Source organism: Cognatilysobacter terrigena (genome assembly GCF_004361065.1).
Lineage (GTDB): Bacteria > Pseudomonadota > Gammaproteobacteria > Xanthomonadales > Xanthomonadaceae > Cognatilysobacter > Cognatilysobacter terrigena.
Map to the genome: position 1 here is coordinate 101,066 of NZ_SELT01000006.1, position 11,928 is coordinate 112,993.

Consider the following 11,928-nt stretch of genomic DNA (forward strand, 5'->3'; position numbering starts at 1 on the left):
CGACAAGCGCGCGTGGCCTAGAATTCGCCGCACAGACGCCGGAGCCGCCATGGAAGCACTGCTCGACATGCACCGCCTGCAGGCGCCGATCGACGGTCGCGCGCCGACGCCGTTTCCGCTGTTCGTGCTCGACGGGATGCTTCCCGGAGCGGCGAACGACGCGCTCGAAGCGGACTTCCCCCGCTACAGCAGCGCCGGATTTTTCCCGTACGCGCCGGAAGACTGCGGCCCGTCGGTGCGCGCGGTCGTGGAGCAGATGACATCGCCGGAATTCGGCGAAGCCGTCGGTCGACAGCTCGGCATCGACGGGCTCGGCGCGAAGCCGACACTTGCCACGCTCTGCCGGTCGCTCAATCGGCGCCACGGCACGATCCACACCGACAGCCGTTCGAAGGTCGTCACTGCCCTGCTCTACCTCAACGAGGACTGGCCGGACACGAGCGACGGGTGTCTGCGCTTCCTGGCCAGGATCGACGACATCGACGCGCTGGTCGCGCCGGAAGTGCGGCCGATCTACGGCACGCTCGCCGCGTTCAAGCGCGAGGACAACTCGTTCCACGGCCATCTGCCGTTCGAGGGCGAGCGCCGCGTCGTGCAGGTGGCTTGGCTGACGAGCGAGGAAGAGAAGCTGCGCAAGACCAAGCGCGGGCGCTTCTCGCGCGGGTTGAAGTGGTTACTGGGTGCGCTCGACAAGCGGTTCGGTGCGGGACGTGCGGATAACGCTTCGCATCAGGATTGATGCGAGGCACAGACGAAAAAAGACGGGCTTATCGCCCGCCATTTTGTTTGCCGGATTGGATGTGGATCGCGGCGGCTTCGGGCGACGCGCGATTCGACATGCGTCTTTCGATGCAATTGAGAGACTGCGGGAACGAACGATCGCGCTCGCAGTAGCCTCGCCGCCCGGCCATCGCTATTCGCTATGGCGTTCGCAGCAGTAGGACGCTCTGCGTCCTAAGCGCGGTCGCTCACCCCGTCATCCTTTCCCAGAATCCTTTGACGCCGTCGAGAAACGTCGACGCGCGTGGCGAGTGGCGACGTGCGCCATCGCCGACGAACGTCGCCTCGAACTTCTCGAGCAGCTCGCGCTGCTCCGGGGTCAGGTTCACCGGCGTTTCGACGACGACGCGGCAGTAGAGGTCGCCCTCGCTGCGGCTGCGCACGGATCGCACGCCCTTGCCGCGCAGGCGGAACTGCTTGCCGGTCTGCGTTTCCGCGGGGATGCGCAGTTCGACTTCGCCGCCCAGTGTCGGCACGCGGATCGTGTCGCCCAGTGACGCCTGCGAAATGCGGATCGGCACTTCGCAGTGCAGGTCGTCGCCGTCGCGCTGGAAGATCTCGTGCTCGCGCACGCGGATGTCGACGTATAGATCGCCGGGCGGCGTGCCGGCGGGGCCCGCCTCGCCCTCGCCCGCGAGGCGGATGCGGTCGCCGTTGTCGACGCCCGCCGGGATCTTCACCTGCAGCGTCTTGGTGCGTTCGACGCGGCCCTGGCCGCCGCAGTCGTCGCAGGGGTTCGCGATGATCTTGCCACGGCCGCCGCAGTGCGGACACGCCTGCTGCATCGAGAAGATGCCGCGCTGGAAACGCACCTGGCCGCGCCCGTGGCACGTGCCGCAGGTTTCGAGCTTGCCGTCCTCGGACCCGCTGCCATCGCAGGTGTCGCACTCTTCCAGCGTCGGGATTTCGATCTGCTTGTCGACGCCGCGGACCGCTTCCTCGAGGCCCAGCTCCATCACGTAGCCGATGTCGGCACCGCGACGCGGACCGCGCTGCGCGCCACCGCCGAAGATGTTGCCGAAGATGTCGCCGAAGATGTCGCCCATGTCGGCGAAACCCGCGCCCGCGCCGCCGCCCATGCCGTGCTCGAAGGCGGCGTGGCCGTGCGCGTCGTACGCGCGACGCTTGTTCGCGTCAGACAGCGTTTCGTACGCCTCCTTGCACTCCTTGAAGGCTTCCTCGGCGGCCTTGTTATCCGGATTGCGATCCGGATGGTGCTTCATCGCCAGGCGGCGATAGGCCTTCTTCAGGTCATCGTCGCTGGCGTCGCGGGCGACGCCGAGGACTTCGTAGTAGTCACGCTTGCTCATGGTGCACGGTGTCTTGGATGCGGTGTTCAATGCGGCGGTCGGGGACGAACCACATCACGGCGACGGCGGCGTACATCGCCTGCGCCGCCCAGGTGTTGACGAAGGCCAGCGCGATGCCGGTCAGGTAGAACGCAACAGGTAGCACGGATTTCCAGCCCCACGGGTCGACCGCGCGCGACAGCGTCGAGTCGCGTCCGCTGGCGCGCATCAGCGACGCCTGGAACGGCAACCACGCGATCGCCGCCATCAGCAGCATCACGCCGTAGACCGCGACGGGCGTGGCTGCGTCGTGGTGTTCGCCCATCCACGCGGTGGCGAAGGGGAACATCGACAACCAGAACAGCAGATGCAGGTTCGCCCAGAGCACCCGCCCATCGACACGCGTGGCCGCGTGCAGGAAATGACGGTGGTTGTTCCAGTAGATCCCGACGTAGATGAAGCTCAGCACGTAGCTCACGAACACGGGCAGCAGAGGCTGCAGGTCCGCGAGTTGATTGCCGTGGGGGGCGCGCAGCTCCAGCACCATGATGGTGATGATGATGGCGAGCACGCCATCGCTGAACGCTTCGAGCCGCCCCTTGTTCATCGCGATCCCCGTCGAAGCAAAAGCGCCGGTCGATGACCGGCGCCTCGCAACACCATCTTACTTGGCGTCGTCGCCCTTCACTTCCGTGAATTCGGCATCGACGACATCGTCGTTGCGCGACCCACCGCCCGGATTGTCGCCCGACCCGCCCTGATCGCCACCGCCGGCGCCGGCCTGCGCGACGGCCAGCAGCGACTGCGCGGCCTCTTCCAGCGCACGACTCTTGGCCTCGATCTGGCCCTTGTCGTCGCCCTTCATCGCGGTCTCGAGGTCGGCGATCGCCGTTTCCGCGCGACCGATCGCGTCGCCCGGCACCTTCTCGCCGTGCTCCTTGATCGCGCCGCGGGTCATGTGGATCAGGCCATCGGCGTGGTTGCGCGCCTGCACGAGCTCCTGGAACTTCTTGTCCTCTTCGCGATTGGCCTCGGCGTCCTCGACCATCCGCTTGATCTCGTCCTCGGACAGGCCCGAGCCCGCCTTGATCTCGACCTTCTGCTCCTTGCCGGTCTTCTTGTCCTTGGCGGTGACGTGCACGATGCCGTTGGCGTCGATGTCGAACGTGACTTCGACCTGCGGCATGCCGCGCGGCGCCGGCTCGATGCCGGTGAGGTCGAAGCGCGCCAGCGACTTGTTGTAACGGGCCTGGTCACGCTCACCCTGCAGCACGTGCACGGTGACGGCGGACTGGTTGTCTTCCGCGGTCGAGAAGGTCTGCGACGCCTTGGTCGGGATCGTGGTGTTCTTCTCGATGATCTTGGTGAACACACCGCCCAGCGTCTCGATGCCGAGGCTCAGCGGGGTCACGTCGAGCAGCAGCACGTCCTTGACGTCGCCCTTGAGCACGCCGCCCTGCACGGCCGCGCCGATCGCGACGGCTTCGTCCGGGTTGACGTCCTTGCGCGGCTCCTTGCCGAAGAAATCGGCGACGGCCTGCTGCACCTTCGGCATGCGGGTCTGGCCACCGACGAGGATCACCTCGGTGATGTCGGACGCACGCAGGCCGGCGTCGTTGAGCGCGACGCGGCAGGGTTCGATCGTCTTCTTGACGAGGTCGTCGACCAGCGCTTCGAGCTTGGCACGCGTCAGCTTGATGTTGAGGTGCTTCGGGCCCGTCGCGTCGGCCGTCACGTACGGCAGGTTGACGTCGGTCTGCTGCGCGCTCGACAGCTCGATCTTCGCGCGCTCGGCCGCGTCCTTCAGGCGCTGCAGCGCCAGCGGATCCTTGCGCAGATCGATGCCCTGCTCGCGCTGGAACTCCTCGACGAGGTAGTCGATGACGCGCTTGTCGAAGTCTTCGCCGCCGAGGAACGTGTCGCCGTTGGTCGCGAGCACTTCGAACTGCTTTTCGCCGTCGACTTCCGCGATCTCGATGATCGACACGTCGAACGTACCGCCGCCGAGGTCGTACACGGCGATCTTGCGGTCGGCGCCCGACTTGTCGAGGCCGTACGCGAGTGCGGCGGCCGTCGGCTCGTTGATGATGCGCTTGACGTCGAGACCCGCGATGCGACCGGCGTCCTTGGTGGCCTGGCGCTGCGAGTCGTTGAAGTACGCGGGCACCGTGATGACGGCTTCGGTGACGGTTTCGCCGAGGTAGGCTTCGGCCGTCTTCTTCATCTTCGCCAGGACCTCGGCCGAGATCTGCTGCGGCGCCATCTTCTTGCCGTCCGCCGTCTCGACCCAGGCATCGCCGTTCTCGTGCTGGGTAATCTTGTACGGGACCAAGCCGATGTCCTTCTGGACCTCGGCGTCGGTGAACTTGCGGCCGATGAGGCGCTTCACCGCGTAGAAGGTGTTCTTCGGATTCGTCACCGCCTGGCGCTTGGCCGAGGCGCCGACGAGGACTTCGCCATCCTTCGTGTACGCCACGATCGACGGCGTGGTGCGATCACCCTCCGCGTTCTCGATGACGCGCACCTTCGTGCCTTCCATGACCGCGACGCACGAGTTGGTCGTGCCGAGGTCGATACCGATGATCTTGCCCATGGGTTGCTCCTGCGAATTCGAATGTCGGGGGCGCGGTGCGCCGATAAGCCGTATCTATGGACCGCCGGCGCCGGTTCAAGGCGCCATCGGCGATCAGGACTGCGCGACGACCACCAGCGCGGGCCGCAGCAGCCGGTCGTTCAGCAGCCAGCCCTTCTGGTAGACCTGCACGACGTGGTTGTCCGGGGTCTCGCCGCCCGGAACCATGCTCATCGCCTGGTGATGCTCCGGATTGAACGGCTGGCCCTTGGGGTCGACCGGCACGAGGCCGTTGTCCGACGCCACCTTCAGCAGCTGACGCAGCGTCAGCTCCATGCCCTCGCGCAGCGCGCCGGCGTTATCCCCGGCCTGGCCGAGGCCCGCCTCGAGGCTGTCGATCACTGGCAGCAGGTCGCCGAGCAGGCGCTCGTTCGCGAACTTGCGTGCGGTGTCGATATCGCGCGCCACGCGGCGGCGCTGGTTCTCGAGGTCCGCGCGCTCGCGCAGGACGTCTTCGCGCAGCTGCGCAAGCTCGGCGGTCGCCGTATCCAGCTGGCCCTGAAGCGCAGCGCAGCAGTCCTTCACGGCGCCATCGCCCGATGCGGCTTCAGCGCCGGGTGGCATGGTCTGTTCGGTGGTCATCGCAGGCGGGGTCTCCATCGCGCAGGTCGCGCGCCGGGGCCTGCTATGGGGCCGGACGCTGCCGATTCAAGGTCAGACGCCGCGATCGCCCGTGTTCAATGCATCGCCGAGGATGTCGGCGGCCGCCTGCACCACCGGAATCACCCGGTCGTAGGCCATCCGCGTCGGACCGATCACACCCAGCACCCCGAGGACGCGCCCACCCGACGTATACGGCGCCGTCACCAGCGACACGCCGTCGAGCGGCGCAAGCCCCGTCTCCTCGCCGATGAAGATGCGGACGCCCGGTGCCTGCGCGGTGCGTTCGAGCAGCTGGAGGATCTCGCGCTTGCGCGAAAACGCGTCGAACAGTTCGCGAAGTCGCTCGACGTCCGCGAGTTCCTGCACGCCCATCAAACGCGTCTGCCCGGCGACGAGCATGTCCTCGTCGGCCGGCGCGAGCGCCTGCTCGGCCAGCTCGATCGAGCGCCCCATCAACCGATGCAGTTCGTCCTGCGCGGTGCGCATCTCGTGCAGCAGCACGGTGCGGATGTCCGCCAGCGGGCGCCCGGCGAAATGCTGGTTGAGGTAGTTGGCGACGCGTTCGAGTTCGCCGCCTTCGAAGGGCCGACGCGCCTGGATGATGCGGTTCTGCACATCGCCGTCCGCGAACACGACGATCGCGAGCACGCGCTGCTCGTCCATCGGCACGAATTCGATGCGACGAAACGCGAACTGTTCGCGGCCCGGCACGCTGACGACGCCGACGAAGTGCGTCATCGCCGAGAGCAGTTCGGTCGCGCTGCCGAGCAACGCCTGCGTACCGGAGCCCGTCGGCAGCTCGCCGCGCAGGCGTGCAAGTTCGCCGTCCGGCAGCGGGCTCACCTGCAGCAGCGAGTCGACGAACAGTCGATAGCCCTGCGCCGTCGGGATTCGCCCGGCCGACGTATGCGGCGCGCTCAGCAGGCCCGCCTCTTCGAGATCCGCGAGGATGTTGCGGATGGTCGCCGCGCTGACGTCCAGCCCCGCGTGGCGCGCCAGCGTCTGCGAGCCGATCGGTTCTCCGCTGTGGATGTAGCGCGCGATCAGCGCCCGCAGCAGCTGGCGCGCACGGGGATCCTGGGCGGGGTCGAGGGGACGGCGACTCATGGCGGACCTATAAGCTGCGGGACGGGTGCGTGCAAGCCGTGTCGTCGCTTCGCGTGCGACGCCCGCCCGGGCACAATTCGCGCCATGCTGACCCAACTCTCGCTGAAGCAGTTCGCCGTCGTCACGGGGGCCGAACTCGAATTCGGTCCCGGCCTCACCGTGATTTCCGGCGAGACCGGCGCCGGCAAGTCGCTTCTCGTCGATGCCCTGGGCCTCCTGTCGGGCCTGCGCGCCGACAGCGGCGTCGTCCGCCACGGCGCCGAGCGCGCCGAGCTGTCGGCCGGCTTCGACCTCGCCGACGCCCCGGCCGCGCGCGACTGGCTGCGCGAGAACGAGCTCGACGACGAGGACGACGCGGGCGCCTGTCGCATCCGCCGCGTCATCCGCGCCGACGGCGGCTCGAAGGCGTGGATCAACGGACGCCCCGCCACCATCGCGCAGCTCGTCGAGTTGTCGGGTCATCTCGTCGAGATCCACGGCCAGCACGAGCACCAAGCCCTTCTCTCGCGGACCAGCCAGCTCGCTCTGTTGGACGCGTTCGGCCGCACCGACGCCGAACTCGCGGCCGTCGCGACCGCGGCGGCGGCGTGGAGCGAACTGCTGCGCGAGCGCGAGCGCCTGTCCGCGCAGGGCGACGTCTCCGATCGCATCGACTGGCTGCAGCACCAGCTCGACGAACTCGAACGCGAGGACCTCGAGCCCGACAGCCTGGAAAAGCTGCAGGCGGACCACCGGCGTTTCGGTCACGCGACCGCGTTGATCGCAGCGTGCGACACCGCGTTCGCGCGCCTCGGCGGTGAGGACGGCCCGTCGATCTCGCGCGTGCTCGGCCAGGTGCGCGGCGAGCTCGCGCGTGCGACCGAGCACGAGCCGCGCCTCGCCGAAGTGGACGGCATGCTCGATCTCGCGACGATCCAGATCGATGAAGCCATCGCCGCGCTCGACCGCGTGCGCAGCGATCTCGACATCGACCCGGACACGTTCGAGCGTCTCGAACGCCGCCTCGGTCGCGTGCACGAACTCGCACGCAAACACCGCGGTCCCGCCGAGCAGCTCGCCGCGCGACGCGATGGGGTGCGTGAGGAAGTCGACGCATTGCGCGGCGCGGGCGAACGACTCGTCAAGCTCGACGACGAGATCGCACGCGCACGCGACACGTGGCGTGCGGCTGCCGCACGACTCACGGATGCCCGCACGAAAGCGGCTCGCGAGCTGTCGTCCGCGACCACCGCGCTCATGGCCGAACTCGGCATGGGCGGCGGTACGTTCGAGGTCGCGTTCGAATCCTCCCCCGCGGATCGCCCGGACCCGCACGGCGCCGAACGCATCGAATTTATGGTCAGCGCGAACCCGGGCCAGCCGACGCGCGCGCTACGCAAGGTCGCGTCGGGCGGCGAACTCGCGCGTATCTCGCTGGCGATCGAAGTCGCGTCGCTCGGCATGGATGCGGTGCCGACCATGATCTTCGACGAAGTCGATACCGGCATCGGCGGTGCGGTCGCGCATATCGTCGGCCAGAAGCTGCGCGCGCTCGGCGATCATCGACAGGTGCTGTGCGTGACCCATCTGCCGCAGGTCGCAGCGCAAGGGCATTCGCATTACCGCGTCATGAAGTCGAAGAGCGACGGCGTGACGCAGAGCGAAGTGCGATCGCTGTCGGCGAAAGAGCGCGAAGAGGAACTCGCGCGCATGCTCGGCGGCGTGGAACTCACCAAGGAAGCTCGCGCCGCGGCCAAGCGTTTGCTGCAGGACGTCGACTGACGACGCGATCGCGTCGCCACTGAGTGAGATCAATTCGCTAGAAGCGTCGCCACGGACTGCGGCGATGCGGGCTGCGCGTCAGCCCTTCTTCTTGCGGCGCACGTACAGCACGAGCGAGTGCGCCTCGATCTCGTAACCGTGTTGCGCCGCTATCTTCTGCTGCAGCGCTTCGATCTCGGCGCTCTCGAACTCGATGATCTTGCCCGTGTCGACGTCCACCATGTGGTCGTGGTGGTCGCCGCGATCGAGTTCATAAACCGACTGCCCGGACTCGAAGTGGTGCTTGAGCACGAGCCCGGCGGCTTCGAACTGGGTGAGCACGCGGTAGACGGTCGCGAGGCCGATGTCCTCGCCGTCGTCGAGCAGGCGGCGGTAGATGTCCTCGGCGGTCATGTGCCGCACCTGCGTCTTCTCGAGCACGTCGAGAATGCGGAGTCGCGGGTGGGTGACCTTCAGGCCGACGTTGCGCAGGTCTTGCGATTCCATCGAAGCTCCGGGGCGGCCACGCACCGTGCGCGGCCCGACGGGATCGCCTCGCCGCACGTTCAACCGGAGCTGACGCGACGTGCTGCGCGGGGTGCGGCAGGCGGGCGGCAGTGTATCATCCGCCGGTCCCACGACCCTCGTCGTGTCGAGTGTTCGAGCCCATGCGAAAGCTGCTTCCCGTCCTCGTCGCCGCCCTTCTTACTGCGGGTTGCGGCATCGTCTATCACCAGCCGGTCTACCAGGGCAGCCTGCTCGAGAAGTCGGCGGTGGATCAGCTGCAGGCGGGCATGGACAAGCAGCAGGTCATCCTCCTGCTCGGCTCGCCGTCGGTCTCCGACCCGTTCCATCAGGATCGTTGGGACTACACAGCGACGCAGCGCACGGGTCGCACCGGCCATGTCGAGAAGAAGAACCTCACGCTGTACTTCGACGGCGACAAGCTCGCCCGCTGGGAAGGCGACTACTTTCCCGAGCAGGACGAACAGCTCGCGCGCGAGACTGTGCGCCAGTTCGGTCCGAACCTCGCGAAGGACAAGGACAAGAAGAAGCGTCGCGGCGGCGGCTGATCGCCGTCGTCAGCGCGCGTTGCGCTGGGCCCTGCGCCGGCGCGCGTCCTTCGGGTCCGCGATGAGCGGACGCAATATCTCGATGCGATCTCCGGCGACGAGCACGCGCTCGCGCGTCGACCGTTCGCCGAACACGGCGACGTCCCTCGCTTCCCACCCGCTGAGCGCCAGCGCACTTGCGACCGTCGCGCCGTCCGGAAGATCCAGCCACAGCGATTCGTGACGATGCGGCCACGCCCGCACGAGCTCGACGCGGATCATGCGTCGCCGCGATCGGCAGCGCGCACGAAGTCGTCGACCATGCGGTCGGCCAGTCCCTGGAAGCCCAGCGCGAACGCGCCGGAGAGCAGTTTCACCGCGGGCTCGAACTCGAGCGTCAACGTCACGCGGCAGGCGCACTCGTCGAGCGCATGGAATTCCCAGCGCCCTTTCAGCCGGCGGAACGGACCCTCGACCAGTTGCAGGTCGATGTGGTGCGGCGGTGCCAGCGTGTTGTCCGTGACGAACCAGGTGCGAAAGGCGCCGACGCGCAGGTCCAGCCGCGCCTTCATGCGATCCGGCGTCTCCTCGACCACGGTCGCGCCGTCGCACCAGTCGAAACGCTCGGGATAGGCGCGGACGTCGTTGACGAGCCCGAACATGCGGGCGGCGGAATGCTCGACGAGCGCCGTGCGGCGGATGGTGGGCATCTGCGGTCCTTCTCGCCGGGCCGCCCCGCGATCGGGGACAATGGCGCGATGAGCAAGAATTCGAAGGGAAAGGCCGGCAAGGATAAGTCAATGGCCGCCGGCGGCACGATCGCGCTGAACAAGCGTGCGCGCCATGAGTACCACCTGGAGCACCGCATCGAAGCCGGCCTCGCGCTGCAGGGCTGGGAGCTGAAGGCCATTCGCGCCGGCCGCGCGAACATCGGCGAGGCCTACGCGATCATCCGCAACGGCGAGATGTTCCTGTTCAACGCGCAGATCACCCCGCTGATCTCGGCGTCGACGCACGTCATCCCCGAGGAGCGCCGCACCCGCAAGCTGCTCATGCACCGCAACGAGATCGACTCGATGATCGGCCGCATGCAGCGCGAGGGATACACCGTCGTGCCGACCGCGCTCTACTGGAAGGGCAACAAGGTGAAGGCCGAAGTCGCGCTCGCCAAAGGCAAGAAGGAACACGACAAGCGCGACACCGCCAAGGAACGCGACTGGCAGCGCGAGAAGCAACGCGCGATGCGCGCGCACAATCGCGACGCTTAAAGCTCCGTCGGGCCGGGCAGCGTGAAGTAGAATGTCGCGCCCTCGCCCACCGCGCCTTCCGCACGGATGGTGCCGCCGTGGCGTTCGACGATGCGGCGCACCGTCGCCAGTCCGATGCCGTGACCCGCGAAATGCTCTTCCGTGTGCAGGCGCTGGAAGGGCCGGAACAGCTTGTCGACATAGTCCTGCGCGAATCCCGCGCCGTTGTCGCGCACGAAGTATTCGCCGCCGGACGTCAGGCCGAATTCGATGACGGCGGGATCGCGATCGCGCGTGAACTTCCAGGCATTGCCGATGAGGTTCTGCAGGAGGTTGCGCAGTAGCGTGGCGTCGCCTTCGACATCGAGACCGGGCTGCACGCGTACGTCGAGATTGCGCGTCGGCTCGGATACGGTGAGCTCCTCGATCACTTCGCTGGCCACGCGACTCAGGTTGACGGTCTCGACCTTCAGGGCGCTGCGCGACAGACGCGCGAGCTGCAGCATGGAGTCGATGAGCTCGCCCATGCGCGTCGCCGCGCGGCGCACGCGCGAGAGGTAATCGCGCCCCGGATCGTCGAGCCGTTCGGCATAGCGCTCGGCGAGGATGCGGCTGAAACCGTCGATCGCGCGCAGCGGCGCGCGCAGGTCGTGCGACACGCTGTAGGCGAACGACTCGAGCTCCTGGTTCGCGCGCATCAATTCGCGCGTGCGCAACGCGACGCGCGCTTCCAGCGTGCGGTTCAGCGCGTGGACACGCGCCTCGGCGAGCAGGCGCTCGGTGACGTCTTCCATCTGCAGCAGGCCGGCGACGTCCTGCCCGATGTTGCCCGGGATCGGCGAATAGGTCAGGTGCACGTGGCGGGTCGTGCCGTCGGGGCGGTGGAAGCGGCGCATCGCGCGCCAAACGCCATCGCCGTCGTTGCGCGCGAGCGACTCGCCTTCGCGCAGGTCGAACAACGATTCGAATGGCAGCCCGACGATCGCGTCCGGTCGACGCCCGAACATCGCCGCGAACGCCGGATTGACGTCGACGATGCAGTCGCGGCTGTCGACCAGCGCCTTGCCGATCGCGGAGTACTGCATCGCCGCACGGAAGCGGACCTCGCTGCGACGGAATTCTTCGGTCAGGCGGCCGGCGATCTCACGCGCTCGCGTGCCGGTGCGCGCGAGCGTGAAGGCGACGCCGTACAGCAGCAGTGCGGCGATCAGGCCGAGCGCGAGCGTGCCCTGCAGTGTGCGCAGGCCGGGGACTTCGTCGGTGAGGGGCGGCGACGCAAAGTCGAAACGCCATTTGCGTCCGTAGACGTCGACGGTGCTGCTGCGGGTGAACGCCGGATGCGGCACGCGTCGCCCGCCGTCGTAAAGCAGATGCGGCGTTGCGTCGGTGACATCCACGATGCGCACGTGCATGTCCTGCAGGTGGCTGCCGAGCGCAGCGTCGACCATGTCCTGCACATGGAACGGCACGTAGATCCA

13 protein-coding genes are annotated in these 11,928 nt (G+C 67.7%); 4 read left to right on the forward strand and 9 right to left on the reverse strand.

Annotation, left to right across the window (positions count from 1 at the left end; all coding sequences use genetic code 11):
• The first annotated feature begins 49 nt into the window (after nt 1-49).
• The gene (locus tag EVS83_RS05895) at nt 50-739 is read left to right on the forward strand and encodes a 2OG-Fe(II) oxygenase family protein (protein WP_133500100.1); all 690 of its coding nucleotides are present in this window, start codon (nt 50-52) and stop codon (nt 737-739) included.
• A gap of 229 nt (nt 740-968) precedes the next feature.
• Here EVS83_RS05895 and dnaJ read toward each other — a convergent pair whose 3' ends face one another.
• The 5 genes from dnaJ to hrcA all read right to left on the reverse strand — a co-directional run bounded on the left by dnaJ (nt 969) and on the right by hrcA (nt 6,411).
• Nucleotides 969-2,090 (reverse strand): molecular chaperone DnaJ, encoded by a 1,122-nt coding sequence (dnaJ, locus tag EVS83_RS05900; protein WP_133500101.1) that lies wholly within the window; start codon nt 2,088-2,090, stop codon nt 969-971.
• Nucleotides 2,077-2,676 carry a TMEM175 family protein gene (locus tag EVS83_RS05905; protein ID WP_133500102.1) on the reverse strand — a complete coding sequence of 200 codons (600 nt, stop codon included), beginning with the start codon at nt 2,674-2,676 and terminating at the stop codon, nt 2,077-2,079. The genes dnaJ and EVS83_RS05905 overlap by 14 nt, the downstream gene beginning before the upstream one ends.
• A gap of 57 nt (nt 2,677-2,733) precedes the next feature.
• Nucleotides 2,734-4,662, reverse strand: coding sequence for a molecular chaperone DnaK (gene dnaK / locus EVS83_RS05910; RefSeq protein ID WP_133500103.1), 1,929 nt, complete (start codon nt 4,660-4,662; stop codon nt 2,734-2,736).
• Nucleotides 4,663-4,755: 93 nt separating this feature from the next.
• The gene (gene grpE / locus EVS83_RS05915; RefSeq protein ID WP_246022795.1) at nt 4,756-5,265 is read right to left on the reverse strand and encodes a nucleotide exchange factor GrpE; all 510 of its coding nucleotides are present in this window, start codon (nt 5,263-5,265) and stop codon (nt 4,756-4,758) included.
• A gap of 90 nt (nt 5,266-5,355) precedes the next feature.
• The gene (gene hrcA, locus EVS83_RS05920) at nt 5,356-6,411 is read right to left on the reverse strand and encodes a heat-inducible transcriptional repressor HrcA (RefSeq protein ID WP_133500105.1); all 1,056 of its coding nucleotides are present in this window, start codon (nt 6,409-6,411) and stop codon (nt 5,356-5,358) included.
• An 84-nt stretch (nt 6,412-6,495) separates the two neighbouring features.
• Here hrcA and recN point away from each other — a divergent pair, with 84 nt between their 5' ends.
• Nucleotides 6,496-8,172 carry a DNA repair protein RecN gene (gene recN, locus EVS83_RS05925; protein ID WP_133500106.1) on the forward strand — a complete coding sequence of 559 codons (1,677 nt, stop codon included), beginning with the start codon at nt 6,496-6,498 and terminating at the stop codon, nt 8,170-8,172.
• A gap of 78 nt (nt 8,173-8,250) precedes the next feature.
• On the opposite strand, the gene fur is transcribed toward recN, so the two are convergent.
• The gene (gene fur / locus EVS83_RS05930; protein WP_133500107.1) at nt 8,251-8,658 is read right to left on the reverse strand and encodes a ferric iron uptake transcriptional regulator; all 408 of its coding nucleotides are present in this window, start codon (nt 8,656-8,658) and stop codon (nt 8,251-8,253) included.
• A 161-nt stretch (nt 8,659-8,819) separates the two neighbouring features.
• On the opposite strand from fur, the gene EVS83_RS05935 reads away from it, so the two are divergent.
• Complete coding sequence (locus tag EVS83_RS05935) at nt 8,820-9,224, forward strand: outer membrane protein assembly factor BamE (RefSeq protein WP_133500108.1); 405 nt, start codon at nt 8,820-8,822, stop codon at nt 9,222-9,224.
• Between the two features lie 9 nt (nt 9,225-9,233).
• Here EVS83_RS05935 and EVS83_RS05940 read toward each other — a convergent pair whose 3' ends face one another.
• Complete coding sequence (locus EVS83_RS05940; RefSeq protein ID WP_425456070.1) at nt 9,234-9,485, reverse strand: RnfH family protein; 252 nt, start codon at nt 9,483-9,485, stop codon at nt 9,234-9,236.
• The gene (locus EVS83_RS05945) at nt 9,482-9,913 is read right to left on the reverse strand and encodes a type II toxin-antitoxin system RatA family toxin (protein WP_133500109.1); all 432 of its coding nucleotides are present in this window, start codon (nt 9,911-9,913) and stop codon (nt 9,482-9,484) included. The genes EVS83_RS05940 and EVS83_RS05945 overlap by 4 nt, the downstream gene beginning before the upstream one ends.
• A 48-nt stretch (nt 9,914-9,961) precedes the next feature.
• Between EVS83_RS05945 and smpB the strand changes: the two genes are divergently transcribed.
• Nucleotides 9,962-10,471 (forward strand): SsrA-binding protein SmpB, encoded by a 510-nt coding sequence (smpB, locus tag EVS83_RS05950; protein ID WP_133500110.1) that lies wholly within the window; start codon nt 9,962-9,964, stop codon nt 10,469-10,471.
• Here the strand turns inward: smpB and EVS83_RS05955 are convergent.
• On the reverse strand, nt 10,468-11,928 hold a 1,461-nt coding region (locus tag EVS83_RS05955; RefSeq protein ID WP_133500111.1), incomplete at its 5' end, for a sensor histidine kinase. The two genes, smpB and EVS83_RS05955, sit on opposite strands and share 4 nt — an antisense overlap.

What these genes read in the sequence shown, in the direction of transcription:
- EVS83_RS05895 (WP_133500100.1), top strand. Translation starts at nt 50, where the DNA reads ATGGAAGCACTGCTCGACATGCACCGCCTGCAGGCGCCGATCGACGGT.
- dnaJ (WP_133500101.1), bottom strand. Translation starts at nt 2,090, where the DNA reads ATGAGCAAGCGTGACTACTACGAAGTCCTCGGCGTCGCCCGCGACGCC.
- EVS83_RS05905 (WP_133500102.1), bottom strand. Translation starts at nt 2,676, where the DNA reads ATGAACAAGGGGCGGCTCGAAGCGTTCAGCGATGGCGTGCTCGCCATC.
- dnaK (WP_133500103.1), bottom strand. Translation starts at nt 4,662, where the DNA reads ATGGGCAAGATCATCGGTATCGACCTCGGCACGACCAACTCGTGCGTC.
- grpE (WP_246022795.1), bottom strand. Translation starts at nt 5,265, where the DNA reads ATGCCACCCGGCGCTGAAGCCGCATCGGGCGATGGCGCCGTGAAGGAC.
- hrcA (WP_133500105.1), bottom strand. Translation starts at nt 6,411, where the DNA reads ATGAGTCGCCGTCCCCTCGACCCCGCCCAGGATCCCCGTGCGCGCCAG.
- recN (WP_133500106.1), top strand. Translation starts at nt 6,496, where the DNA reads ATGCTGACCCAACTCTCGCTGAAGCAGTTCGCCGTCGTCACGGGGGCC.
- fur (WP_133500107.1), bottom strand. Translation starts at nt 8,658, where the DNA reads ATGGAATCGCAAGACCTGCGCAACGTCGGCCTGAAGGTCACCCACCCG.
- EVS83_RS05935 (WP_133500108.1), top strand. Translation starts at nt 8,820, where the DNA reads ATGCGAAAGCTGCTTCCCGTCCTCGTCGCCGCCCTTCTTACTGCGGGT.
- EVS83_RS05940 (WP_425456070.1), bottom strand. Translation starts at nt 9,485, where the DNA reads ATGATCCGCGTCGAGCTCGTGCGGGCGTGGCCGCATCGTCACGAATCG.
- EVS83_RS05945 (WP_133500109.1), bottom strand. Translation starts at nt 9,913, where the DNA reads ATGCCCACCATCCGCCGCACGGCGCTCGTCGAGCATTCCGCCGCCCGC.
- smpB (WP_133500110.1), top strand. Translation starts at nt 9,962, where the DNA reads ATGAGCAAGAATTCGAAGGGAAAGGCCGGCAAGGATAAGTCAATGGCC.